This window comes from Pseudomonas sp. P1_F1_2 (assembly GCF_056405815.1).
This window is the reverse complement of sequence record NZ_JBFUBK010000094.1, coordinates 1-25,538: the sequence shown is the minus strand read 5'-3', so window position 1 is coordinate 25,538 and position 25,538 is coordinate 1. Positions and strand designations below refer to the sequence as shown.

16 protein-coding genes and 3 pseudogenes are annotated in these 25,538 nt (G+C 58.4%); 8 read left to right on the top strand and 11 right to left on the bottom strand.

What is annotated here, in order from left to right; all coding sequences use genetic code 11:
* From AC1D2P_RS23465 to msrA, 4 genes are all read left to right on the top strand, one after another.
* Positions 1-723 (top strand): 2-oxo acid dehydrogenase subunit E2 (locus tag AC1D2P_RS23465; RefSeq protein ID WP_477811615.1); only part of this gene is annotated, 723 nt, incomplete at its 5' end.
* A 269-nt stretch (positions 724-992) separates the two neighbouring features.
* On the top strand, positions 993-2,387 hold the full coding sequence (locus AC1D2P_RS23460) for an alkaline phosphatase D family protein (RefSeq protein ID WP_109785408.1): 1,395 nt from the start codon (positions 993-995) through the stop codon (positions 2,385-2,387).
* Between the two features lie 190 nt (positions 2,388-2,577).
* Positions 2,578-5,271, top strand: coding sequence for a putative bifunctional diguanylate cyclase/phosphodiesterase (locus tag AC1D2P_RS23455; protein WP_109785407.1), 2,694 nt, complete (start codon positions 2,578-2,580; stop codon positions 5,269-5,271).
* A 69-nt stretch (positions 5,272-5,340) separates the two neighbouring features.
* The gene (msrA, locus tag AC1D2P_RS23450; protein ID WP_109785406.1) at positions 5,341-5,991 is read left to right on the top strand and encodes a peptide-methionine (S)-S-oxide reductase MsrA; all 651 of its coding nucleotides are present in this window, start codon (positions 5,341-5,343) and stop codon (positions 5,989-5,991) included.
* Between the two features lie 128 nt (positions 5,992-6,119).
* Here the strand turns inward: msrA and AC1D2P_RS23445 are convergent, their stop codons facing one another.
* From AC1D2P_RS23445 to putP, 7 genes and pseudogenes are all read right to left on the bottom strand, one after another.
* Positions 6,120-6,959, bottom strand: coding sequence for a 23S rRNA (adenine(2030)-N(6))-methyltransferase RlmJ (locus AC1D2P_RS23445; protein ID WP_109785405.1), 840 nt, complete (start codon positions 6,957-6,959; stop codon positions 6,120-6,122).
* A 262-nt stretch (positions 6,960-7,221) separates the two neighbouring features.
* Positions 7,222-7,545, bottom strand: coding sequence for a hypothetical protein (locus AC1D2P_RS23440; RefSeq protein WP_109785404.1), 324 nt, complete (start codon positions 7,543-7,545; stop codon positions 7,222-7,224).
* Positions 7,546-7,897: 352 nt separating this feature from the next.
* The gene (locus tag AC1D2P_RS23435) at positions 7,898-8,629 is read right to left on the bottom strand and encodes a DUF4123 domain-containing protein (protein WP_223525429.1); all 732 of its coding nucleotides are present in this window, start codon (positions 8,627-8,629) and stop codon (positions 7,898-7,900) included.
* A complete protein-coding gene (locus AC1D2P_RS23430; protein WP_109785402.1) occupies positions 8,619-9,113 on the bottom strand; it encodes a hypothetical protein in 495 nt (164 codons plus the stop codon). Before AC1D2P_RS23430 ends, AC1D2P_RS23435 begins: the two co-directional genes overlap by 11 nt.
* Positions 9,114-9,135: 22 nt before the next feature.
* Positions 9,136-9,528, bottom strand: a complete 393-nt coding sequence (locus AC1D2P_RS23425; protein ID WP_477757272.1) for a hypothetical protein — start codon at positions 9,526-9,528, stop codon at positions 9,136-9,138.
* A 1,048-nt stretch (positions 9,529-10,576) separates the two neighbouring features.
* Positions 10,577-12,586: pseudogene (locus AC1D2P_RS23420) on the bottom strand (type VI secretion system Vgr family protein); the annotation flags it as partial.
* 355 nt (positions 12,587-12,941) lie between these two features.
* A complete protein-coding gene (gene putP / locus AC1D2P_RS23415; protein WP_046031125.1) occupies positions 12,942-14,426 on the bottom strand; it encodes a sodium/proline symporter PutP in 1,485 nt (494 codons plus the stop codon).
* A 461-nt stretch (positions 14,427-14,887) separates the two neighbouring features.
* On the opposite strand from putP, the gene putA reads away from it, so the two are divergent.
* Together putA and AC1D2P_RS23405 are read left to right on the top strand one after the other, a co-directional pair.
* On the top strand, positions 14,888-18,838 hold the full coding sequence (gene putA, locus AC1D2P_RS23410) for a trifunctional transcriptional regulator/proline dehydrogenase/L-glutamate gamma-semialdehyde dehydrogenase (RefSeq protein ID WP_109785400.1): 3,951 nt from the start codon (positions 14,888-14,890) through the stop codon (positions 18,836-18,838).
* 257 nt (positions 18,839-19,095) lie between these two features.
* On the top strand, positions 19,096-20,898 hold the full coding sequence (locus tag AC1D2P_RS23405) for an acyl-CoA dehydrogenase (protein WP_109785398.1): 1,803 nt from the start codon (positions 19,096-19,098) through the stop codon (positions 20,896-20,898).
* 106 nt (positions 20,899-21,004) lie between these two features.
* On the opposite strand, the gene AC1D2P_RS23400 is transcribed toward AC1D2P_RS23405, so the two are convergent.
* The 4 genes and pseudogenes from AC1D2P_RS23400 to AC1D2P_RS23385 all read right to left on the bottom strand — a co-directional run bounded on the left by AC1D2P_RS23400 (position 21,005) and on the right by AC1D2P_RS23385 (position 23,572).
* Complete coding sequence (locus AC1D2P_RS23400; RefSeq protein WP_408980990.1) at positions 21,005-21,736, bottom strand: methyl-accepting chemotaxis protein; 732 nt, start codon at positions 21,734-21,736, stop codon at positions 21,005-21,007.
* Positions 21,737-21,868: 132 nt separating this feature from the next.
* Positions 21,869-22,897, bottom strand: a pseudogene (locus AC1D2P_RS23395) (HAMP domain-containing protein); the annotation flags it as partial.
* Positions 22,898-23,042: 145 nt separating this feature from the next.
* Positions 23,043-23,345, bottom strand: coding sequence for a cell division protein ZapA (locus tag AC1D2P_RS23390; protein WP_046031129.1), 303 nt, complete (start codon positions 23,343-23,345; stop codon positions 23,043-23,045).
* Entirely contained in the window at positions 23,342-23,572 is a 231-nt protein-coding gene (locus AC1D2P_RS23385; protein WP_027922060.1) for a hypothetical protein, read from the bottom strand. The genes AC1D2P_RS23390 and AC1D2P_RS23385 overlap by 4 nt, the downstream gene beginning before the upstream one ends.
* A 210-nt stretch (positions 23,573-23,782) precedes the next feature.
* Between AC1D2P_RS23385 and AC1D2P_RS23380 the strand changes: the two are divergent.
* Together AC1D2P_RS23380 and AC1D2P_RS23375 are read left to right on the top strand one after the other, a co-directional pair.
* A pseudogene (locus AC1D2P_RS23380) lies at positions 23,783-24,619 on the top strand (MCP four helix bundle domain-containing protein); the annotation flags it as partial.
* The gene (locus AC1D2P_RS23375; protein WP_371916747.1) at positions 24,602-25,474 is read left to right on the top strand and encodes a methyl-accepting chemotaxis protein; all 873 of its coding nucleotides are present in this window, start codon (positions 24,602-24,604) and stop codon (positions 25,472-25,474) included. The pseudogene AC1D2P_RS23380 and the gene AC1D2P_RS23375, both read left to right, overlap by 18 nt.
* The last annotated feature ends 64 nt before the right edge of the window (positions 25,475-25,538 follow it).

The window sequence follows — 25,538 nt, the reverse complement described above, 5'->3', positions numbered from 1 at the left end:
ATTCCGGTCGTGGACTTCAGCCGCTTCGGTGAAACCGAAGAAGTGCCGATGACTCGCCTGATGCAAATCGGCGCGTCGAGCCTGCACCGCAGCTGGTTGAACATTCCGCACGTGACTCAGTTCGATTCGGCTGATATCACCGACCTGGAAGCGTTCCGCAACGCTCAGAAAGCCGTTGCAGAGAAGGCTGGCGTCAAGCTGACCATCCTGCCGCTGCTGCTCAAGTCGTGCGCGCACCTGCTCAAGGAACTGCCGGACTTCAACAGTTCGCTGGCACCAAGCGGCAAAGCGATCATCCGCAAGAAGTACGTGAACATCGGCTTCGCGGTCGACACCCCTGAAGGCCTGCTGGTACCGGTCATCAAAAACGTCGATCAGAAGAGCCTGTTGCAACTGGCAGCCGAAGCCGCTGCGCTGGCCGCCAAAGCCCGCGACAAGAAGCTCACCGCTGACGACATGCAAGGCGCCTGTTTCACCATTTCCAGCCTTGGCCACATTGGCGGCACCGGCTTCACGCCGATCGTCAACGCGCCGGAAGTGGCGATCCTTGGTGTTTCCAAGGCAACCATCCAGCCAGTCTGGGACGGCAAAGCCTTCCAGCCGAAACTGATGCTACCGTTGTCGTTGTCCTACGATCACCGTGTGATCAACGGCGCCGCTGCTGCACGCTTCACCAAGCGTCTGAGCGACCTGCTGGCGGACATCCGCACCATCCTGCTGTAACACCGAACGGCCCTCTCTCACCGGAGGGCCGTTCGCGTTCCACGTTTTCCGAGCGCCACGCTCGTACCTCAACCCCGCCAATTTGGCGGGGCTTTTTTTGCCTGGCAGAAAGTTTCTTCCTACATTCGTTGCTGACGTCGGCCACAACGCCAGTCCACTTTCGCTCGATATTTTTTTTTGCGTACTAACTAGTCTTAGTTCGACAGTATTTTCTTTTAAATACTGCAACCCCTTCTACTTAGTTAGCGTCACTTCGAATGGATTCGAATATGTTTAAACCGACTGTCGGCCCTATTATTGGCCACACAACTACAAACCACGCGCGCATTTTTCTTCGCGGCAAACTTCAAGACACTTCATTGGTATTTGCGGGTGTTCGTTATCGACGCCAGGGTGAAGAGCACTGGTCCCGAGGCGAATTTGTAAAACTGATGATCGTGCGCGACATGAGCGATGTGATTGCACTCAATGAATTGGCCAGCGACACCGAGTACGAATATCAGGCCGGCTGGTTCAGCCCGATGAGCCCGGTGCATACCGTGGAGACGGTCCAGGAGCTGCCATTGCAATGGCCTCGGGATATTTATCGCTTTCGTACGCAGTCCAGCAAAATCACCACGCCGCGGGCGTATATCGTTGGCTCATGCCGCTACCTTCGAATGACCGCAGGGATACCGTCGGCCCCGCACCTGGGCGACCGGATTTTCGCTTCGATCGCACACCTTGCGCAGCGGACGGAGCCGCCCATCAGCGCCACGTTGATGACAGGCGATCAAATCTACGTCGATGACTTGAACGTTATTGCTCCCGACCGCGAGTACAAGGAAATACTCAGCAAGTACCGAATTGCTTTTTCTCAACCCAACATCAGCAAGTTAATGTCCGGCACTCCAACTTACATGATCCTCGACGACCATGAAATAGAAGACAACTGGCCTGCCAACAAAAGCAAGACGGACGATTACTTATACAAAAACGCCATCGCCGCGTATGAGTTATATCAAGCCAGCCATAGCCCTGCGCATGAATTACTTTCCGACGGACAGATAAGCAGAAAGCTCGAACAGTATTGGTATCAGTTCGCCAACGGCGATATTGAATGGTTTGTCACCGACAGCCGCACTCGACGCAATTTGTCGGTCGATGATCGCCGTATCCTTGATGAAGAACAGGAACAGGCGCTGTGCAAATGGCTGATCCACAGCCCGGCCCGGGTCAAATTTGTGGTAACCAGCGTGATGTTCTACCCCGACCGCAAAACCTTGGGCGATGACGCCTGGAAAGCCTTCCCGGAACAACGCCTGCGATTGCTGGAAACGATTCGTACGCACCGCATCAAGAACGTGATCTTCGTGTCGGGCGATGTCCACGGCTCCCTGACGAGTCGACTGACCCACAGCAAAGACCCGGACTTCGAGGTGCACACCATCGTTTCCTCGCCCCTGTGCAACAGCAAACTGCTGCCTTATGCCAAGGCCTCCACGTTCATCCTGGATCAGCCGTTGGCGAAAACGGCTGCGGGGGACTACCGTCATGAACTGACCAGCCAGGTGGTCAGCCAGGACAATTTTGCCCATCTGGTCGTTGATAGAGAGCACATTCAGGTTAATTACCACGACCGGGACGGCAAACCATTACAAGCGATCAATATCCCTCTGGCCTAGTAAAGAAGGCCAAATGCATAAGTTTTAAGCGCGCGCTGGAGAAAACTTCCCTCCTGCCGACATATTCTTATAGCACTTGGCCTTCATGTCTCTTGTCAGTCAGTGCCGCAATGATGCAACCTTGCCGCAGACAACAGTTAAGAGGGCGAGAGCCCGGCGCGATCAGCACATTCGAAGTGAGTTTCCCTCAATGAAAAGCCAACCCGATGCCGCCAGYCGAATGGTGGCCGAGGTAGTGACGCAGTTGCCTGTGCCCTCGCGGCTCGGCATGCTGCGTTTCGAACGGCTGAATGAACCTAGCTGGGCGCTGCTGTTTCTCGATCCTAATTGCGAACGTCATTTCGGTCTGCCGGCCGTGGACCTGTGTGCGTTGGTCGACTCACCCTACGCCAGCCTGATGGAGCCCGAAGCGCGCTATCAGTTGCATGACGCGGTCCAGCAGCAACTCACCGACAGTCCGAATTACCAGATCCGCTACACCTTGCACACCGCCTCTGGCGCCTTGAACCTGCTGGAACTGGGCGAAGCCTATAAACAGCACAATCGGCACTTGTTGCGCGGCTATTTGCTGGTCGTCGACGACCTGTTCAAGGACTTTCAGCTATCCCCCGCGCAGGATCTGGAGACCCAGAACTCGCGCCTGCAAATCGCCCTGGAACTCAACCAGCGCGCCCAGCAGGAACAGTTGCAGCATCTGGACCGGGTGCGCGCCCAGCAGGACCTGATCCTGTTGCTGACCCGCCAGCGCTACAGCAGCAACAATTCTCTGAAAGAAGCCGCCGAACTGATCACCCGCAGCGCCTGCGATATCTACGAAATCGACTGCGCCAGCCTGTGGAACCTCGAAGACTCGATGCTGGTGCCGATTTCGGCTTTTCACCGCGTCAGCGGGGAATATCTGCTGCCGGACCCGATCGACGTCAGCGGCTTCCCCGACTACCTCGAAGCCCTGCACAGCAGCCGCGCCATTGACGCCCATAACGCCATGCGTGATCCGCGCACCCGGGACATGGCCGAGAGCCTGCGCCCGCGCGATGTGAACGCGATGCTCGACGCCAGTATCCGCGTCGACGGTCAAGTGGTCGGCGTGCTCTGCCTGGAGCAGACGGGTGCTACCCGCGCCTGGCAGTCGGACGAAATCGCGTTTGCCGGCGAGCTGGCGGATCAGTTCGCCCAAGTCATCAACAACCACAACCGCCGCACCGCCACCAGCGCCCTGCACCTGTTCCAGCGTGCGGTCGAGCAAAGCGCCAACGCCTTTTTGCTGGTCAATTGCGACGGCGTGGTGGAATACGTCAACCCCAGCTTCACCGCGATCACCCAGTACACCACCGAAGAAGTCCACGGCCAGCGGCTGTCGGAACTGCCGGCACTGGAGAACCTCAGTGAATTGCTGTTCGACGCACCCTCGGCACTGGCCAAGAGCAACAGCTGGCAAGGCGAATTCAAGAGCCGACGAAAGAACCTCGAACCGTACTGGGGGCAGTTATCAATCTCCAAGGTGTACGGCGATAACCGCGAGTTGACGCATTACATCGGCATTTACGAAGACATCACCCAGACCAAACTCGCCCAGCAGCGCATCGAGCGCCTGGCCTACACCGACAACCTGACCAACCTCGGCAACCGCCCCGCATTCATCCGCAACCTCGATGAACGCTTCGCCCGCGACACCGATACGCCCATCTGCCTGTTGCTGGTGGACATCGACAACTTCAAGCGGATCAACGACAGCCTCGGTCACCAGACCGGCGACAAACTGTTGATCAGCCTGGCCCGACGCCTGCGCAACAGCCTGAGCCCGAGTGGCAGCCTGGCGCGCTTCGCCAGTAACGAATTCGCTGTGTTGCTGGACAACACCGATATGCGCACCGGCCTGCAGGTCGCCAATCAGTTGCTGATGACCCTCGACAAGCCGATGTTCGTCGACAACCAGTTGATCAGCGTCACCGGTTCCGTGGGCCTGGCCTGCGCGCCGCTGCATGGTCGTGACCCGCAAACCCTGATGCGCAACGCCGGCCTGGCGCTGCACAAGGCCAAGGCCAACGGCAAGCATCAGGTCCAGGTGTTCACCGAAGCGCTGAATGCCGAGGCCAGCTACAAGCTGTTCGTCGAGAACAACCTGCGCCGCGCCCTCACCCAGAACGAGCTGGACGTGTTCTATCAGCCCAAGCTGTGCTTGCGCAGTGGCCGCCTGCTGGGGATGGAAGCGTTGTTGCGCTGGAACCACCCCGACAAAGGCATGATCCGCCCGGACCAGTTCATCAGCGTCGCCGAAGAAACCGGGCTGATCATCCCGATCGGCAAATGGATCGCCCGCCAGGCCTGCCGCATGAGCAAGGCGCTGAGCGCCGCCGGCCTGGGCAATCTTCAAGTGGCGATCAACCTGTCACCCAAACAGTTCTCCGACCCGGACCTGGTGTCGTCCATCGCGACCATCCTCAAGGAAGAAGCGCTGCCAGCCCACCTGCTGGAGTTGGAACTCACCGAAGGCCTGCTGCTGGAAGCCACCGAAGACACGCACTTGCAGCTTGATCAACTCAAGCGCCTGGGCCTGACCCTGGCCATGGATGACTTCGGCACCGGATACTCGTCGCTCAGCTACCTGAAAAAATTCCCGATCGACATCATCAAGATCGATCGCAGCTTCATCCACGAAATCCCGGACAACCAGGACGACATGGAAATCACCTCCGCGGTGATCGCCATGGCCCACAACCTGAAACTCAAGGTCGTGGCCGAAGGCATCGAGACGGCCGAGCAGTTGGCCTTCTTGCGCCGTCACCGCTGCGACGTCGGCCAGGGCTACCTGTTCGACCGACCAATCCCCGGCGCCGAGCTGATCGAAAAGCTCAAGCGCTACCCGCGTGGCCCGTTCGCCTGACATCGGCGTAACACTCGGGCAAACTGCGTGTCTGACCAATTACACTCAACCTGACTGAGGGGACTGATCATGGTCTTGCGCTCGGAAATTCTGGTGAACAAAAACGTGCTTCCAACAAAAGAACAAGCTCTGCCTGGCCGCGAAACCGCGATGAACCTGCCTGAAAAGCATTTTGTTTTTACCGACACACCACTGCTGGGCCCGTTCTTCGAGGACGTCGACTTCGCGATCTTCGGCCTCGGCTGCTTCTGGGGCGCGGAACGTCGCTTCTGGCAGCGCGAAGGCGTGGTCAGCACCGTGGTGGGTTACGCCGGCGGCTACACGCCGAACCCAACGTATGAAGAAGTCTGCTCAGGCCTGACTGGCCACAGCGAAGTGGTGCTGGTGGTGTACGACAAGGCGAAAGTCAGCTACGAAGCGCTGTTGAAAATGTTCTGGGAACTGCACAACCCGACCCAAGGCATGCGTCAGGGCAACGACATCGGCACTCAGTACCGCTCGGTGATCTATGCCACCACCCAGGAGCAATTGGACGCGGCACTCAACAGCAAGGCAGTGTTCCAGACCGAACTGACCAAGGCCGGCAAAGGCGAGATCACCACCGAAATCGACCAGGCCCCGACGGTCTACTTCGCCGAGGCGTATCACCAGCAGTACCTGGCCAAGAACCCTGAAGGGTATTGCGGGATTGGCGGCACGGGCGTGACCTGCCCGATTTGATTTCAGATTGATCGTTCCCACGCTCTGCGTGGGAATGCCTCAATGGACGCTCCGCGTCCGCTGTTGGGACGCGGAGCGTCCCGGGCTGCATTCCCACGCAGAGCGTGGGAACGATCATCACCAACTGATCAACTCTCAGCAATCAACCAATCCATCTGCCACCCGCCCTGGGTTTGCCCAAGTTTCTTGGACAACCACGGCAGCAGCTCGCGCAATTCCTCTTCCAGACCCCACGGCGGATTGGCAATCGCCATCCCGGAGCCGTTCAGGCTGTTCGGCGTATCCAGCGGATGCACCAGCAACTCCACGCGCAACAGCTTCGGCGCGCCCGTGCCCGCCAGGTCCTGATAGAAACGACGCAACATGCGCTGGTCCTTCACCGGGTACCAGATCGCCGCCACGGTTTGGCGCATCCGGCCAATCGCCTCTTTGAGCGATGCCGCACAACGCTGCATCTCATCGAGCTGCTCGAACGGCGGATCGATCAACATCACCGCGCGCTTCTCCTGCACCGGCAACATCGCACGCGGCACATGCCAACCTTCGCCCAGATGCACCTTGACCCGGCGATCGCCCGCCATGTTGTCCTTGAGCAGCAAACCGTCTTCCGGATGCTTCTCGTTGAGCATTACCCGATCCTGCGGCCGCGTCAGACGCCGCGCCAGCTCAGGGGAACCCGGGTAATAGCGCAACTGGCCATCCGGGTTCATGTCATGCAGCACCTTCATATAATCGGCGGTCAATGCTGGCAGATCCGGCTGATCCCACAGACGCGCAATACCTTCCAGGTACTCACCGGTACGGCTCGCCTGATCGCCCTGAAGGTCATACAGGCCAATGCCGGCGTGAGTGTCGAGATAGGCAAACGGCTGCTCCTTGCGCGACATCAGGGCGATGAGGCGGGTCAAAGTCAGGTGTTTGAACACATCGGCGTGATTGCCGGCATGGAAGGCGTGACGATAATTCATGATTGCTCCTGCGAAGGCCGGGAAGTTTACCTTGTACCGAGGCGAACGTCAGGGCTTCGCAGCCGAGCGGGCGATTGCGGAGACTGCTGCGACAGCCCCTGCAACGCTCTTTGTAGCAGCTGGCGAAGCCTGCGTCCGGCTGCGCAGCAGTCGTAAATCCAGCTTGCAAGGAGAGCCTGAAACACCGCGAAACCTGATTTTACGACTGCTGCGCAGCCGGACGCAGGCTTCGCCAGCTGCTACAAAGCGTGTTCTGTCAGCGCTATTCCGAAGCCCGAGCCCGCAATCGCCGCCCGATAACATCCAGCACATCGCACCCATCGCGCAACGGGATGGCGCACAGCAAAGCGAAATCACTGAGGATGAACGACTCACACTCGACAGACCCACGCATGGACATGTTTTCCAGCACTTGGGTGACGGCGCGGATTCGGTAGCTGGCGGCTTCGGTTAAAACATCGAGCGGGGCGTGGGTATCGACGAACAGCGTGGGCATTTCAGTGCAGTTGCTGGTGAGTGCCATGAAGCGGCTTTTGGGGTGGGGAATGGGTTTTTCGTAGGGTGGATCCGGCGTTAACGTCGTCATTTGTAATTTCCATGAGTGAGAAATACGAGCTGCCAAACGCCCCCTCCTACAGGTTTGGGTGGCAGCCATGCGCAGGAGTAGGAGTACCGAGCACTCATGAACCTCGGTCACGCCGAAGCGTGTCCCGCGCACAGCCGCCGCGAACGATTTTATGGGCACACATTAAGTGCCGCAATCAAACGACAGAGCTGTTGCATCATGAGTGAGGGCTCCTACACCCTGCCACCACTTGCGCGGTGACAGCCAAAGACTATCGATGGAGAACATTTCAAACCAGTTCATGAAAGCCGCCACAACTTGAAGGAAACGTCCGACGACCTTGCCCAGAAATTTCGACTGGCCCTACACCCGATCATTCCAGCTCCGCCATCAAGTGCTCCAACAACTCGGCTTTCGGTCCACCAGGCAGGTCAGGCGTCGCAAGAAACATCTCGACCTTGCGTCGCAACACCCCCTCTGAAAACGCCTCGAACAGGCCCGGATGCTCCTCACTCAGCCACCGCACCAGATTGTTGATCAGGGTCGAAGCATCTTCAGCACCGAGGTGTTGCAGCAGGGATTCAGAAACCTCCCACCATGGAAAAACCTTCGATGTTTGCAACGCACTGCCACCGATATCAACCGACTGCCCATTGATCAAACACCGCTCAATCACCGGCAGCAATTCCGAGGCACTCACTTCAGCCGACTGCAAAATCGGCAGCAAGTAACGCCCATCCCAAAAACGGAAAAACACCGCTTTACCATCCGGCAGCTTGACCTGGGTGAGGCTGCGCAAATGCGCAACCACCGCCTCAAGGCTCGCCGAAGACACCGCCAACCAGCCCCAGTCTCGGGATTCAGTGGTCGGTACCCAATCCAGAAACCCACTGTCTGCGTCGACAATTCCCACATAAGGCATCACCGCATCCCACTCGGAGTAAATCGTGTCGGCCCAAATAGGGCTGGGAGCATGAGCATTCGCTAACGCCTGCCAAGCCTTGAACGGCTCGGCAGCGCTAGCGTTACTGAAGATGGCGAAGAGTTGTTCCGTGCTGTTAAGGGGATGGATTTGTAGCCAGTTTTTGATGCAATCACCGCTCATAGAAACCACCTCTAACTTCAGCCATCCACCAAACCAAATAATCCAGAGTTGTTAACAGCCAATCGACCCAACTCAAAGACTCATAAATCCACTCAACGAGGATAAAACAGAAAAATACAAAGTAGATGCTGCTGCAACTACCTCTAATCAACCATCGCAAACCAATAGAAAAATCATCGTAGTCGCGCTCATTCAAATGCCCACGTTTTAGTGCCAAGTCGCGAAACGTTAAAACATACCAGATAACAAACAATGCCTCATACCTGGAGCGAAAACACTGCCCCTTAATTGGGCTGCGCAATGTCACCACTTCAGATCGGCTCATGGCGTCGAGTATTTTGTCCATTTTGAAACACGCCAAATAAAACATCACCGCTATTGACGCAACGAATAAAAAACCTACAACGGGAAATATCCGATTGAGCACGGCTTCAAATGCGTCCGGACCTGCCCAGTAAATCGCATATAAAATCAAGAAACTCATTTAACGCACCAGCGAGATAAAATCACTCAATCCAGCCCATATATTTCCCACCAAAAAAAAGCACAAACATTGCCACCCCTCCTCCAACACCAGCTGCATAAAGAAATTTTATACAACTCAAAAGCCCCCGAGGAAAACTCAAATAATCATTTTCATCTAAGTTTCCACACCTGATCGACTTAGACGGAAACATAAAAAAAGCCCCTATACAAATCAACATGAAAAAGACACCAAAAACACCATCATCCATTAAAGGCTTACGCAGTAAAACCCCACGAGAGTTACTCAAACAACCAATTATTTTTTTTAATTGAAAGCACGCCAGATACAATTGGCCCGCAATAAAAATAAACCCAAGACCAAAAAACATCCCGCCAGTGACCAAGACAAATAAGACCTCATCGTCATTTCTCATCAACAGACTCCTCATAAATTATTTCACCAATTTTTTCTCCTCCGACCTCCCCTACCATTCCTCCTACGAATGTTCCCGCTCCCACTAAAAACAATGAACAGACCACACCGCCAGTACCGGCACTTAAAATACCCATTCCGACGCAAGTAGTTACACCATACGTCCCAATAACCGCCCCCAAAGCGCTGCCCCCGATAGCACCAGTTAACTTGCCTGCCTCCGTAAACCTCACCCTCCTGCAAGCCTCTTCCGTCCCGACCCGACAAGTCTCCTTAACTTTCAACCCCGAAGCAGTCGCCCCCAAACCAATCCCGACCCAGCCACCTAGCTTCATCACCTTGCCGGCCTTACTCACCCCATCAATATGCGTCGCATACCCAGGAATCCCTCCCGCTGTACCCGCCTTACTCCAATGATGCACAAGGCTGCGATTTGATATCCCCAGCGCATTTTTAAGTTTTGGGTGATCAGGGATACCCACCCCTTTGCGCACCAATGGCCCAAGACTGCTATCCAACCGTCCCATCAGCTTTTTACGCTCGGTAAAGAAATCCGCGCCCTGCAGTTTTCCGTGTTTATCGAAGGTGCGTTTGTGCAGGTTTTCAAGCTCTACAAGGGTCTCTTTCAAGTTGCCCAAGTGCTTACCGAACATCGCCGAACCAACGCCAACGCCTGTCGAGCCATGCGAAAGAAAGGATTGAATCTCCCCATGGTGACGCGCCATGAACTCAGCTTCCGCATCACTCAACGGCTCAAGTGCCGCGTCGACTTTTTGCGCAGCCTCCATCAACAGGGCTTCTTCACGAGTGCATTGCGTATTGCGTGGATCGCTCAAGACGATCAATTGCCCAGGCTTGGCGTATTGGGTGAGTTGTGGATTAAGGCTGCGAAATTTTTCCAGTACTGCCGGGGCCGGCTGTGGAAACAATATTGATTCGAGTGCAGACCGGGACATCCCCTGTTCGACAATATGGAAACCAGGTTCAACAGTTGAAGCAGGTGTAACGGATGACGCCTTGGGCGCACCGCTTAAAGTATTCGGCGTAGGGCATACCCCATCCTTGCAACGCTCACACTCCTCACAGAACGGCGCATCACTTTTCAGGCTCATGATCTGCGCAGCGCTCAACACCGCTGCCGGTGCGGCGGCGAGTTTCAGCGGTGCATCCAGCGACGCCGTTGCAGCCGCCATCGCCGGCATCAATGCCCCGCCCACCTGAATCGGCACGCTGCTGAAAATCCCCCCAGGGCCAATGTTGATCCACTGCCCACCTGCCTGAATCGTCGCGCTGGCACCACCGTCGATCACCACTTGCTGGCCGGCGCTGACGTGAAATTGCTGGCTCGCGCTAAGCGCCTGGCTGGTCACGCGGATGTGTCGGTCGCCCGCCACCACCAAATGATCATCGAGCTTCACTTCAGCCTGGCGCTGACCGTGGGTGATGCGCTGCTCGTCGGCCTTCATCTCATGGCGAGCGGTGCCGGAGACGACGATGCTGCGCTGGTTACCGACCTGCACCTGTTGATCATTCAACACGTGCTGGGTCCAGTTTCGCTGGGCGCGCAGGTAGATTTCCTCGGCGCCTTTGCGATCCTCGATGCGCAACTCGTTGTAGCCGCCGCCACCCGGACTGCTCTGGCTGCGGAAAATACTTCGGGTCTTGTCGGCGGGCAGGTCCAGCGGCACCGGGGTCGCTGCGTTGGGCAGGCAACCCATCACCAGTGGATTGTCAGCATCGGCGTCAATGAACCCGACCAGCACTTCCATGCCGACGCGCGGGATCAGCACGCTGCCATAACGGTCATGCGCCCAGCCTGTCGCAACGCGCAGCCAACAACTGGAATGCTCGTTAAGTTGACCGTTGCGGTCCCAGGCGAGCTGAACCTTGACCCGCCCGAACTCGTCGCAATGGATTTCGCTGTCGGCCGGGCCGGTGACCACGGCGGGTTGATAGCCAAGCATGCGAGGCTTTTGCGGCCCCAGCGGCGGGCGAAACGAAACGTCCCACGGCGTTGCCAGAAAGGTATTGCGATAGCCCTGGAAATCATCCGGGTCGTCGCTGGTGGCCGACTCTTCCAGCACTTGCGGCTGGCGACCACGATGTTCGATTTCGGTGATCAGCCAGAGGTCGTTCCATGCCTGACGCGGATGCTCGGCGAGGTGCAGGAAATGTCCACACACCAGCGCCGAATCGTCGCCTTTACCTTCGGCCTGGCGGAAGTCGGCGTTGTGGCGTTCGAGTGCGCGTTGGGTCAGTTGTCTGCCGTGTTCGCGATCAGTGAACTGGCCGGGAAAGTGATAATCCTCCAGCACCGGCCGCTGTTCGCTGTCGACTCGGTTATCGAGTTGCAGGCGCGGTTTCTGAAAGTCGTAATCGCGACGGGCAACCGCTGTGGTGCGGGTTTCCAGACGCACGTTGAAGCGCTTGATGGCCGGCGCATCCGCCGCCATGCCGCTGCCCGGCAGGTAGAGCGTCGGCTCGGGCAGCCGAGGAAAAACGGTCTGATCATCACCGAACACCAACAGATGCCCGTCGGCGCTGTGCTGGAAGTGGTAGTGAATACCGATCTCCGTACAAAGCCGCTGAATGAACGCCAGATCACTTTCGGCGTACTGCACGCAGTACTCGCGAGGGGCGTATTCACTGCCCAGTTGGAACTCGAAAGCATCGCGCTGGATGCCGTGGTCCTTGAGCACTTGCGCGATGATCGCCGGCACGCTTTGGTGCTGGAAGATCCGCTGATTGATGCGCTGTCCGAGGTAAGCCAGTCGTGGAACCAGGCTGATTTGGTAGCCCGTCAGACGTTTCCCGGAGTCGCTTTGGCCGACCCGAAAAATCTGACCATGAATACCGCTACCTTGCGCATCGAAACTCAGAAACGCCTGACGGTGCAGCAGGCTTTCAAGCTCGATGTCCGGTCGGTCACTGACCAGTTCCAGGTCAAAACGGTAGGGCTGGCTGATGGCTTCCTTGCCCGTGAACTCAAGGACCTTGAGCTCATTCTGGACGCCGTCGAGGGTCAACGTGAAACGCGGTTGATTGGCAGGCGCGAACATCCGATGTGTCTCTGCAGAATGAAGGCGGGCGATTCTGCATGAGCGACAAGGGGTGTTGAGGGAGGGACAAGAAAATCAGACTTTCCCTACTTTTTAAGAGATTTGTCCTTCAAAAATCAGTGCGTTTGGCTACAGACATCTCCCTCAAAACCACCACCAATCCCTGTGCGAGCTTGTTCGCGATTGCGGTTATTCATTCAACATTGATGTCAACAGACCCGACGCAATCGCGAGCAAGCTCGCTCACATTAGAACTTCGATAGCACGAGATCTGCGCCATAAAAAAACGGCCCGCCTCCAACAGGAAGCGGGCCGTTTTCAGGTGCGGCGAAAGGTCAGAGCCGAAGCTCCCCCATCACTTGTTCAGGCGGAAATCTGCCTCGGCAGCAGCGAAACGCTGCAGCATGCCGTGAGTCGGCGTGCCCAGTTTGCTGACGATGTAGATCGCCAGGCTGGCGAAGATGAAACCAGGGATGATTTCGTACAGACCCAGCAGTTCGAAGTGTTTCCAGACGATCACGGTGATCGCGCCGACCAGGATACCGGCCAGTGCGCCGTTGCGAGTCATGTCTTTCCAGATCACGGAGATCAGCACCACCGGACCGAATGCGGCACCGAAACCAGCCCAGGCGTAGCTGACCAGGCCCAGTACGCGGTTTTCCGGGTTAGCGGCCAACGCGATGGCGATCAGTGCAACCACCAGCACCATGGCGCGGCCGACCCAGACCAGTTCGAGCTGGGAAGCGGATTTGCGCAGGAAGGTTTTGTAGAAGTCTTCGGTCAGGGCGCTCGAGCACACCAGCAATTGGCAGCTCAGGGTGCTCATGACGGCAGCCAGAATGGCCGACAGCAGCACGCCGGCGATCCATGGGTTGAACAGGATTTTCGCCAGTTCGATAAACACACGCTCGTGGTTTTCAGAAACCGGCATGGCCACGGCAGGGTGCGCCGAGAAGTAGGCAATACCGAAGAAGCCCACAGCCACGGTGCCGCCCAGGCACAGGATCATCCAGGTCATGGAGATGCGACGGGCGTTAGCGATCGACTTGACCGAATCCGCCGCCATGAAACGCGCCAGGATGTGCGGTTGACCGAAGTAGCCCAGGCCCCAGCCCATCAACGAAATGATGCCGATGAAGGTGGTGTTCTTCAGCATGTCGAAGTTGCTTGGGTCCTGCGCTTCGATGGCCAGGAACGTGGTGTCGACGCCACCGGTGGCCAGCAGCACGATGATCGGCGTCAGCAGCAGGGCGAAGATCATCAGCGTGGCTTGTACGGTGTCAGTCCAGCTTACTGCCAGGAAACCGCCAACGAAGGTGTAGGCAATCGTCGCCGCAGCACCGGCCCACAGCGCTGTCTCGTAAGACATGCCGAAGGTGCTTTCGAACAGACGGGCGCCGGCCACGATGCCGGATGCGCAATAGATGGTGAAGAACACCAGAATCACGATCGCGGAGATGATCCGCAGCAGACCGCTTTTATCTTCGAAACGGCTGGCAAAGTAATCCGGCAGGGTCAGGGCATCACCGTTGTGCTCGGTCTGCACACGCAGACGGCCGGCGACGAACAGCCAGTTCAGGTACGCACCGATGATCAGGCCGATGGCGATCCAGCTTTCGGACAGACCAGACATGTAGATGGCGCCCGGCAGGCCCATCAACAACCAGCCGCTCATGTCGGAGGCGCCGGCGGACAATGCAGTCACGACGCTGCCCAGGCTGCGACCGCCCAGAATGTAGTCAGAAAGGTTGTTGGTGGAGCGATAGGCCATCAAGCCGATCAGCACCATTGCTGCGATGTAGATCACGAACGTGATCAGGGTTGGATTGCTTACGCTCATTGAGTTACGCCCTGGCTTTGTTTTTATGTAGCGGCGGTGGGTGAACCGCACGCAAACGACGACGTTTGACAGACGATCCAGGGTCCCGCGCATTTATGACTGATGTTTCCCCAGGAAAGCCATCAGCCGGTGCACCCGTATTTTTACGGGTTGCACCTTGGGGCGCGAATGCTATTCAACAAAGCAAATAAGGTGCAACCCATTTTTTGAGAATAAGTTGCACCTAGTCGGAAATATAATTAAAAGCGACGCTTTTGCTCCTTTTCGGAGCAAGCACGGACGTCGACCGCTCTAAAAAGCACCAACTGAATGCAGCACTGGCGTACCAGAATTTATTTCCTGACGAGCTGCCTATTATTCCGGCAAAAAAAGGGTTGCACCCGGTTGCACCTCAACAGTTGCACGGCTAATCTTGCCGCCAGCTGATGCCACGCGGTCGTGGCAAACATGAGGATAAAAATATGGCTACCACCACCCTTGGGGTCAAACTTGACGACCCGACACGCGAGCGCCTCAAGGCCGCCGCGTCCTCGATTGATCGCACGCCACACTGGCTGATCAAGCAGGCAATCTTTAATTACCTGGAAAAACTCGAGGGTGGTGCAACCCTGACCGAGCTGAACGGTTTGACCAAGGATTCCGACGATACCGTCGATGCGCCTCTGGATCACGCCCACCAGTGCTTCCTCGAATTCGCCGAAAGCATCCTGCCGCAATCGGTACTGCGCGCCTCGATCACCGCCGCCTACCGTCGCCCCGAGCCGGAAGTGGTGCCGATGCTGATCGAACAGGCTCGCCTGCCGGTCGCCATGGCTGAAGCTACCAACAAGCTCGCTGCCTCGATTGCCGAAAAACTGCGCAATCAGAAGAGTGCCGGTGGCCGTGCCGGCATCGTGCAGGGCCTGCTGCAAGAATTCTCGCTGTCGTCCCAGGAAGGCGTGGCGCTGATGTGCCTGGCCGAAGCGCTGCTGCGCATCCCGGACAAAGGCACTCGCGATGCGCTGATCCGCGACAAGATCAGCACCGGTAACTGGCAGCCGCACCTGGGCAACAGCCCGTCGCTGTTCGTCAACGCCGCCACCTGGGGTCTGTTGCTGACCGGCAAACTGGTCGCCACGCATAACGAAGCCGGCCTGACTTCGTCGCTGAGCCGCATCATTGGCAAGAGCGGCGAGCCGATGATCCGCAAGGGCGTCGACATGGCCATGCGCCTGATGGGCGAGCAGTTCGTCACCGGCGAAACCATCGCCGAAGCCTTGGCCAATGCCAGCAAGTTCGAAGCCAAGGGTTTCCGCTATTCCTATGACATGCTGGGTGAAGCGGCACTCACCGAACACGATGCCCAGAAGTATCTGGCCTCGTACGAACAAGCCATTCACTCGATCGGCAAAGCGTCCCACGGTCGTGGGATTTATGAAGGCCCGGGCATTTCGATCAAGCTGTCCGCTTTGCACCCGCGTTACAGCCGCGCGCAATACGAGCGCGTGATGGACGAGTTGTACCCGCGCCTGTTGTCGCTGACCTTGCTGGCCAAGCAGTACGACATCGGCCTGAACATCGATGCTGAAGAAGCTGACCGCCTCGAGCTGTCGCTGGATCTGCTGGAGCGCCTGTGCTTCGAGCCGCAACTGACCGGCTGGAACGGCATCGGTTTCGTGATCCAGGCGTACCAGAAGCGTTGCCCGTATGTGATCGACTACGTGATCGACCTGGCTCGCCGCAGCCGTCATCGCCTGATGATCCGTCTGGTAAAAGGCGCGTACTGGGACAGCGAGATCAAACGCGCCCAAGTCGAAGGCCTGGAAGGCTATCCGGTCTACACCCGCAAGGTGTACACCGACGTTTCCTACATCGCTTGCGCCCGCAAACTGCTGTCGGTACCGGAAGTCATCTACCCGCAATTCGCTACGCACAACGCCCACACGCTGTCGGCCATTTATCACATTGCCGGTCAGAACTATTACCCTGGCCAGTACGAGTTCCAATGCCTGCACGGCATGGGTGAACCGCTGTACGAACAGGTTGTAGGCAAAGTTTCCGAAGGCAAGCTGAACCGTCCGTGCCGCGTGTACGCTCCGGTCGGTACTCACGAAACACTGTTGGCGTACCTGGTACGTCGCCTGCTGGAAAACGGCGCGAACACTTCGTTCGTCAACCGTATCGCCGATCAGTCGATTTCGATTCAGGAGCTGGTGGCCGATCCAGTGGCCAGCATCGAGCAGATGGCGACGCTGGAAGGCGGCTTCGGCTTGCCACACCCGCGTATCCCGCTGCCGCGTGACCTGTACGGTGCCGAGCGCGCCAACTCCAGCGGCATCGACATGGCCAACGAACATCGCCTGGCCTCCTTGTCCTGCGCGCTGCTGGCCACCGCTCACAACCACTGGAAAGCCGCGCCGATGCTCGGTTGCGCCTCCAGCACTGAAACACCTGCACCGGTGCTGAACCCGTCCGATCTGCGTGACGTGGTTGGCCATGTTCAGGAAGCCACCGTCGATGACGTTGATAACGCGATCCAGTGCGCCCTGAACGCCGCGCCGATCTGGCAGGCCACCCCGCCCGCTGAACGCGCCGCGATTCTGGAACGTGCCGCCGACTTGATGGAAGGCGAAATCCAGCCGCTGATGGGCCTGTTGGCTCGCGAAGCCGGCAAGACCTTCGCCAACGCCATCGCCGAAGTGCGTGAGGCCGTGGACTTCCTGCGTTATTACGCGGTGCAGGCCCGCAACGATTTCACCAACGACGCCCACCGCCCACTGGGTCCGGTGGTGTGCATCAGCCCGTGGAACTTCCCGCTGGCCATCTTCAGTGGTCAAGTGGCTGCTGCGCTGGCCGCCGGTAACCCGGTACTGGCCAAGCCTGCGGAACAAACCCCGCTGGTAGCCGCTCAAGCCGTGCGTTTGCTGCTCGAAGCCGGGATTCCGGAAGGCGTGCTGCAACTGCTGCCGGGCCGTGGCGAAACTGTCGGTGCCGGCCTGGTCGGTGATGATCGCGTCAAAGGCGTGATGTTTACCGGTTCCACCGAAGTCGCTCGTTTGCTGCAACGCAATATCGCCGGTCGCCTGGACAGCCAGGGCCGTCCGATTCCGTTGATCGCCGAAACCGGCGGCCAGAACGCGATGATCGTCGACTCTTCGGCATTGACCGAACAGGTTGTGATTGATGTGGTGTCGTCGGCCTTCGACAGCGCCGGCCAACGTTGCTCGGCACTGCGCGTGCTGTGCTTGCAGGAAGATTCCGCCGACCGTGTCATCGAAATGCTCAAAGGTGCCATGGCTGAATGCCGCCTCGGCAATCCCGAGCGCCTGTCCGTGGACATCGGCCCGGTGATCGACGCCGAAGCCAAGGCTGGCATCGAGAAACACATCCAGGCCATGCGCGACAAAGGTCGCAACGTATACCAGGTGGCCATCGCCAACAGCGAAGAAGTCAAACGCGGCACCTTCGTGATGCCGACCCTGATCGAGCTGGAAAGCTTTGACGAGTTGCAGCGCGAGATCTTCGGCCCGGTACTGCACGTGGTTCGCTACAAGCGCAAAGACATCGATCAACTGATCGGTCAGATCAACGCTTCCGGCTATGGCCTGACGCTGGGCGTGCACACGCGCATCGACGAAACCATCGCCAAGGTGATCGACAACGTCAACGCCGGTAACGTCTACGTGAACCGCAACATCGTCGGTGCCGTGGTCGGCGTGCAGCCATTCGGCGGCGAAGGTTTGTCGGGCACTGGCCCGAAGGCCGGTGGTCCGCTGTACCTGTACCGTTTGCTGTCGACACGTCCTACCGATGCAATCGAACAATCCTTCGCTCGCGGTGATGCTGCCGTAGCGCCGGACGTTCGTCTGCGTGACGCCATGAGCAAGCCGCTGACTGCCTTGAAAGCCTGGGCTGACAGCAACAAGTTTGCCGACCTGAGCACCCTGTGCGTGCAGTACGCAGCACAATCGCAAAGCGGGATCACCCGCACACTGGCGGGCCCGACCGGTGAGCGCAACAGCTACGCCATCCTGCCGCGCGAACACGTGCTGTGCCTGGCGGAAGTCGAAGGCGACCTGCTGACTCAACTGGCGGCGGTACTCGCTGTCGGCGGTTCGGCGGTATGGCCGGAAACTGACCTGAGCAAGGCATTGTTCGCACGCCTGCCGAAGGAAGTTCAGGCGCGGATCAAGCTGGTGTCCGACTGGAACAAAGACGAAGTGGTGCTGGATGCGGTTCTGCATCACGGCCATTCCGATCAGCTGCGTGCGGTGTGCCAGCAAGTGGCCAAGCGTGCGGGCGCCATTGTCGGTGTTCAGGGTTTGTCTCAGGGCGAAACCAACATTGCGTTGGAGCGCCTGGTGATTGAGCGTGCGTTAAGCGTTAACACCGCTGCGGCGGGTGGTAATGCGAGCTTGATGACCATCGGCTAAAACCGATAAACCGGGCACCTGCAACGGTGTCCGGTTTAGCAATAATCCCTGTGGGAGCGGGCTTGCCCGCGATTGCGATGTATCAGTCACCATTGATATTGACTGATCTGCCGCCATCGCGGGCAAGCCCGCTCCCACAGTGGTTTTTGGCGCCAGCCCAATCGCTGTACTACTCAAACATCACCAGCATCAATCATCCTGTTCAGCCTTTATCAGCAAGCCTAGACTCGGCCCATCCCAATAAAAGGTAGGCCGCCATGTCCGAGACGTTGCTCAGTTCCCGCAATCTGGCTTTCGAGCTGTATGAAGTCCTCGATGCCGAGGGCCTGACTCAGCGTGAGCGTTTCGCCGAACACAATCGCGAAACCTTCGATGCCGCCATTGGCACCGCCCGCAGCATCGCCGAAAAGTTTTTCGCCCCGCACAACCGCAAGGGCGACGAAAACGAGCCTCGTTATGAGGACGGTCAAGCGATTCTGATTCCTGAGGTGAAACCCGCCGTCGACGCCTTCCTCGAAGCCGGTTTCCTCAACGCCGCGCGCAGTTTCGACGCCGGCGGCATGCAGCTGCCTACCTTGCTGTCCCAGGCCTGCTTCGCGCACTTCCAATCGGCCAACGCGGCGTCGACCTCGTACCCGTTCTTGACCATGGGCGCGGCGAACCTGATCGAAAGTTTCGGCACCGAGGAGCAGAAGCGCCGCTTCCTGCAACCGATGATCGATGGCCGCTTCTTCGGCACCATGGCCCTGACCGAACCGCATGCGGGCTCGTCACTGTCGGATATTCGTACCCGCGCCGAACCTGCGCCTGATGGCACCTATCGACTCAAGGGCAACAAGATCTTCATCTCCGGCGGCGATCACCCGTTGTCAGAAAACATCGTGCACATGGTGCTGGCCAAGCTGCCGGACGCACCGGCCGGGGTGAAGGGCATTTCGCTGTTTATCGTGCCCAAGTTCCTGGTCAACGATGACGGCAGCCTCGGCAAGCGCAACGACGTGTTGCTGGCCGGTCTGTTCCACAAGATGGGCTGGCGCGGCACCACCTCCACCGCATTGAATTTCGGCGATAACGGTGACTGTGTCGGCTACCTGGTGGGCAAGCCGCACCAGGGTTTGAGCTACATGTTCCAGATGATGAACGAAGCGCGGATTGGCGTCGGCATGGGCGCGGTGATGCTTGGTTACGCCGGGTATCTGTATTCGCTGGAGTATGCCCGCGAGCGTCCGCAAGGTCGCGTGCCGGACAACAAAGACCCGACCACCGCACCCGTGGCGATCATTGCCCACGCCGACGTCCGGCGCATGCTGCTGACGCAGAAGGCCTACGTCGAAGGCTCGTTCGACCTGGGGTTGTACGCCGCGCGATTGTTCGACGACACCACCACGCTCGAGACGGAAGCCGAGCGCAAGCAGGCCCATGAGCTGTTGGATTTGCTGACGCCTATCGTCAAATCCTGGCCGTCGGAGTTTTGCCTGAAGGCCAACGAACTGGCGATCCAGATTCTCGGCGGCCACGGCTATACCCGCGAATACCCGGTGGAACAGTACTACCGAGACAACCGCCTGAACCCGATTCACGAAGGCACTCACGGCATTCAATCGCTGGATTTGCTGGGGCGCAAACTGGCGCAGAACGGTGGCGCCGGGCTCAAGCAATTGATCCGCTTGATTGCCGACACCGCCGAGCGCGCACAGGCGTTTGAATCGCTTACCGCGCTGCGTGAGCCGCTGGAAAAACTGGTGGAGCGCCTGCAAACCGTGACCATCGGCCTGCTGACCGACCTGGCTCAAGGCAAGGTCAACAGCAGCCTGGCAAACTCGGCGCTGTACCTGAAAGTGTTTGGGCACACGGTGATTGGCTGGCGCTGGCTGGAACAGGCAATCCGCGCCGAGGAAGGCTTGGCCAAGGGCAACGCAGCGGATGTCAGCTTCTATAAAGGCAAGCTGCAAGCGGCGCGGTACTTCCTGACCTGGGAAGTACCGGGTTGCCACCATGAGTTGGCGTTGCTTGAGGCGCGGGATGATGTGTGCCTGGGCATGCAGGATGAGTGGTTTTAACCGGAGGCTGGTTGTGTGTAGCCCGGGACGCTCTGCGTCCCAGAAGCGGACGCGGAGCGTCCATTGAGGCATTCCCACGCGGAGCGTGGGAACGATCGGTTACGCATCACTTCAAGCGAAACCCACCCATCTGCCGTGCCAGATCATCCGCCAGGCGCTGCAGCGTCTGACAGTCTTCACGGCACGCCCTGACTTCCCCGGCGGTCGCGCGAGCCAAATCAGAAATCCCCTGCACGTTGCGGTTGATCTCTTCGGTCACCGCCGACTGCTCTTCCGTGGCAGTCGCCACCTGATGGTTCATGTCGCTGATGCGCTCCACCTGTCCGGTGATCGCCGTCAACGACGCCCCGGTGCGCTGGCTCGACTCAACACCCGTGCCCGTCGCGGCTTGCCCGGAATGCATCGATGACACCGCGTTTTCGGCGCCCTGTTTGAGGCTGCCGATCATCTGCTGAATTTCATCGGTGGAGGCCTGAGTGCGCCGCGCCAATGTGCGCACTTCATCCGCCACCACTGCAAATCCGCGGCCCATGTCACCGGCTCGCGCCGCTTCGATGGCGGCGTTAAGCGCGAGCAAATTGGTCTGTTCGGATATCCCGCGAATCACCGCCAGCACTTGATCGATAGACGCGACCTGATGGGCCAACTCGCCCACCGCGCCGGCAGCAATGCCGATTTCATCGGACATGCTTTCTATATGCCGGATAGACCCGCCGACCACTTCCCGCGCCTGCATCGCTTCGTCACGGGCATTTTGTGAGGCGACGGCGGCATTGCCAGCGTTCTGGGCAATTTCCTGCACGGTCAGGCCCATTTCATGGACGGCGGTGACAACCATGTCAGTCATTTCCTGCTGGCGCCCGGAACGTTCGGCGGTGTTGTCCACCACCCGCGCCACCTGCCCGACCGCAGTGCGCAGACGCTCGCTGGTGGTCAGCACTTCACCGATCATGTCGCGTTGACTGTCGAGAAAGCGGTTGAAGCCGCGCGCCAGATCACCCAGTTCATCGGCGCGGCTGGCATCGAGTCGGTGGGTCAAATCTCCACCACCGCTACCAATGGCAACCAGTGCCGCTGTTACCTGACGAATCGGCCGCACCAGCCCACGAGCCAGCAAAACCACCAATAACAGGCACACCAGCGCCACCGCCAGGCCGATGCCGCTGCTCATCCACATGGCACGGCGGGCTTCGGCGTAAATCTGCGATTGCGGCACTTCGGCCACCAGGGTCCAGCCCAGATCCCGCAGCGGCAGGCTTAAAGCGAGAAAGTCTTCGCCGTCCCGGGTAAAACTGTTGGTTGTGGCGGCTTTTTGACCAATGACGGCTTGCGCTGCTGACTCGCCAATCTGCTCAGCCAGCGTGCGTTTGCCGCTGAATTGCGCTTCAGGATGGACCTGGATCAAACCGTCGGAACGCACGAGATAGACCTTGCCGCGCTCACCAAAACTGAAATTGTGAATCAGCTCCGACAGCTCTTTCATGCTCAGGCCAAGCCCGGCAACGCCCACGACCTTACCGGCCTGCTCGACTTTGAAGTCGATGAAAAGCGCCAATTCTCCGGTCGCCGTGTCGTTATCGATATTGAGGGTGCGCGGCTGGTTGCTGTCGAGAAATGAGTAGAACCAGGCGTCTTTCGGATTGGAACGGCTGAGGGTCCGATCCAGGCCTTTTTCGGTGAAGTAATGGTTGGAGGCGGTGCCGACAATAATTGCGGTAAAGGCTTTGTGCTCGGCGCGAATGCCTTCGAGATAGGTCGTAAACGTGCCGGCCTGGGCACTGTCTTCACCCCCGGCCAGCCAGCCGCGCACCATGCTGTTGCTGGCGATGTCCTTGGCGGCGGTAAGGGGCTGGACGAGGATGCGCTCGATGTCGTTGCGCATCGCTTCGATGCTCGACGGCAAGGCTTGCTCGACCAGATAGTTCTGGGCCAGTCGATTGACCACCAGGGTATAGATGCCCACTACGATCAGAATACTGACCAGCAACGCGCTGCCCATACTCAGGATCAATTGCCATTGAATACTGCGTCGCCAGAACTGCATGGAGCACCCCCAAAGAATAAGAGGCTGAAACACTGCAACAGCCGTGCCGATTGTATACAACGCAAACGACAATTTATTCTTTGGTTGTGCGCAAAGCCGATCAGGCCTGATTGATCGTCTTGGAAATCACTTCAACCGTGGCGCTGACTTGCTCTTGGTAACGGTCGAGTTCCTGCTTGTGCTGCTTTTTCATTTCGATCTGCTGCGAGCACAGATTCATGGCGGCCAGTACCAACAGGCGGTCACCGATCAGCGTCGGGTACTTTCTTTTGGTGTCGGCCAAAGCAGCCTTCAACATCATTGCGGCGTCCAGCAGGGTTTGCTCTTCCCCGGCCGGCGCCTTGATCGAATAGTCCTCCCCCAGGATCGAGACGACTTTTACCCCTGCGGCGCCCACACTCATGCGCTGACTGGGCCAGCGCTGACGCGCTCAACCAGGGCCTGGATGCGTGCGGCGGTGGCGCCTTGTTTCTCTTCCTGTTCCATCAGGCTCAACTGCAGGCTTTCGTTTTCATCCTTGGCCTGAGCCAGTTCCGCGCTCAGGGTCTGGTTGGTGCCCAGCAGTGCCTGGTTCTGTTGCACCAGGTCGTTTACCAGCTGTTCCAATTGGCTTAGGGATGCTTCCAACATTTTGATTTTCCGAGCATTTTCAAAGGGCGCGTACGATAAAGAAAAGTCACCACGGATGCCAGGGTTATTCAGGCGCAAGGCCTTGATTTTCCTGGCGGGCGACCTTCCTCGCGAGCAGTAGAGACTGTGATTGGCGAATGTGGTTCCTGCACTTCGTCAATCAAGGCCTTTGTGCGACAAAAACGCGCAGGGACTCAAGACTTTAGTCGCATGACCGATAAGTCACTCATACGTCAGCTTCAGCGCCGCACGGGCGCGCTCAATTCGGTAAACGCCATGTCCCTTCGTAATATGAATATCGCGCCACGGGCGTTCCTCGGTTTTGCCTTGATTGGCGGCTTGATGCTGATCTTGGGTGTGTTCGCCTTGAACCAGATGAGCAAGATTCGTGGCGCCGCCGAGGACATCACGTCCAGCAGCGTACCGAGCATCAAAAGCCTCGACGAATTCACTCAACTGACCCTGCGCCTGCGCGTGTTGTCGTACCGCTTGCTGGTCAATCGCGAGCCGGACGTCCAGCAGAAAACCATGGAGTTGCTGGAAACCCGCAATCAGCAGATCCGTACCGCCCAGTCGACGTACGAAAAGCTCATCAGCAGCCCGCAGGAGCGTGCCGCCTACGATCAATATGTGCAGTTGCTCGGCCAGTACCGCCAGATCGAAGACCGCATGAAGAGCCTGTCGCGCAACAATCAGGTGGATGAACTGCGCACCTTGCTCAACACCGATTTGCTGACCAACTCCGAAGCAGTCAACACCGTGCTCAACCGTTTGCTGGAGATCAACACCCAGCAAACCGTCGACACCAACCAGCAAGCGGCCGACCAGTACGACTCGGCCTTCACCCTGGTGATTACATTGCTGGTCTTCGCCACTGGCCTGACTGTGCTGTTCGCCTGGCTGCTGACCCACAGCATCACCAAGCCGATCGCCAATGCCCTGAGCGCGGCCGAAGGCATTGCCGAAGGCAATCTGACTCGCCCGATCACGGTCGACGGCGAAGACGAAGCCGGCCGTTTGCTGGCCGCCATGGCGAAGATGCAAGACAAGCTGCGCGACACCCTGCAGCGGATTTCCGGCTCGGCCACTCAACTGGCGTCGGCCGCTGAAGAACTCAACAGTGTGACCGACGAAAGCGCTCGCGGCCTGACCCAGCAGAACAACGAAATCGAGCAGGCGGCCACCGCGGTCAACGAAATGACCAGTGCCGTGGAAGAAGTGGCACGCAACGCGGTGAGCACCTCCGAAGCCTCGAAAAACGCCACCACTTCGGCGGGTGACGGCCGTGACCTGGTGCAGGAAACCGTCAGCGCCATCGAACGCATGAGCGCCGATGTGCAGAGCACTGCGACACTGATCGGCGACCTGGCCAACGAATCCCGCGACATTGGCAAAGTGCTGGACGTGATTCGCGGCCTGGCGGACCAGACCAACCTGCTGGCCCTGAACGCGGCCATCGAAGCGGCACGCGCCGGTGAGGCCGGGCGTGGTTTCGCGGTGGTTGCGGATGAAGTTCGTGCCCTGGCGCATCGCACCCAGCAGTCGACCAGCGAGATCGAACGCATGATCGGCAGCATCCAGAGCGGCACCGAACACGCCGTGGATTCGATGCGTAACAGCACCGAGCGCGCCGAGTCGACGTTGAATATTGCTCGCGGTGCCGGTCTGTCGCTGGACACCATTAACAGCGCGATCGTCGAAATCAACGAACGCAACCTGGTCATCGCCAGCGCCGCTGAAGAACAGGCGCAAGTGGCCCGCGAAGTGGACCGCAACCTGGTGAACATCCGTGATTTGTCGGTGCAGTCGGCGACCGGGGCCAACCAGACGAGCGCGGCAAGTAATGAGTTGTCGCGATTGGCGCTGGACCTGAACAACATGGTTGGACGGTTTAGCCTGTAACAGCCAATACACCGCTCCTTGTAGCAGCTGGCGCAGCCTGCGTTCGGCTGCGAAGCAGTCGTGA

What these genes read in the sequence shown, in the direction of transcription:
- AC1D2P_RS23460 (WP_109785408.1), top strand. Translation starts at nt 993, where the DNA reads ATGTTTAAACCGACTGTCGGCCCTATTATTGGCCACACAACTACAAAC.
- msrA (WP_109785406.1), top strand. Translation starts at nt 5,341, where the DNA reads ATGGTCTTGCGCTCGGAAATTCTGGTGAACAAAAACGTGCTTCCAACA.
- AC1D2P_RS23445 (WP_109785405.1), bottom strand. Translation starts at nt 6,959, where the DNA reads ATGAATTATCGTCACGCCTTCCATGCCGGCAATCACGCCGATGTGTTC.
- AC1D2P_RS23440 (WP_109785404.1), bottom strand. Translation starts at nt 7,545, where the DNA reads ATGACGACGTTAACGCCGGATCCACCCTACGAAAAACCCATTCCCCAC.
- AC1D2P_RS23435 (WP_223525429.1), bottom strand. Translation starts at nt 8,629, where the DNA reads ATGAGCGGTGATTGCATCAAAAACTGGCTACAAATCCATCCCCTTAAC.
- AC1D2P_RS23430 (WP_109785402.1), bottom strand. Translation starts at nt 9,113, where the DNA reads ATGAGTTTCTTGATTTTATATGCGATTTACTGGGCAGGTCCGGACGCA.
- AC1D2P_RS23425 (WP_477757272.1), bottom strand. Translation starts at nt 9,528, where the DNA reads ATGAGAAATGACGATGAGGTCTTATTTGTCTTGGTCACTGGCGGGATG.
- putP (WP_046031125.1), bottom strand. Translation starts at nt 14,426, where the DNA reads ATGAGCGTAAGCAATCCAACCCTGATCACGTTCGTGATCTACATCGCA.
- putA (WP_109785400.1), top strand. Translation starts at nt 14,888, where the DNA reads ATGGCTACCACCACCCTTGGGGTCAAACTTGACGACCCGACACGCGAG.
- AC1D2P_RS23405 (WP_109785398.1), top strand. Translation starts at nt 19,096, where the DNA reads ATGTCCGAGACGTTGCTCAGTTCCCGCAATCTGGCTTTCGAGCTGTAT.
- AC1D2P_RS23400 (WP_408980990.1), bottom strand. Translation starts at nt 21,736, where the DNA reads ATGGTTGTCACCGCCGTCCATGAAATGGGCCTGACCGTGCAGGAAATT.
- AC1D2P_RS23390 (WP_046031129.1), bottom strand. Translation starts at nt 23,345, where the DNA reads ATGAGTGTGGGCGCCGCAGGGGTAAAAGTCGTCTCGATCCTGGGGGAG.
- AC1D2P_RS23385 (WP_027922060.1), bottom strand. Translation starts at nt 23,572, where the DNA reads ATGTTGGAAGCATCCCTAAGCCAATTGGAACAGCTGGTAAACGACCTG.
- AC1D2P_RS23375 (WP_371916747.1), top strand. Translation starts at nt 24,602, where the DNA reads ATGGCGAAGATGCAAGACAAGCTGCGCGACACCCTGCAGCGGATTTCC.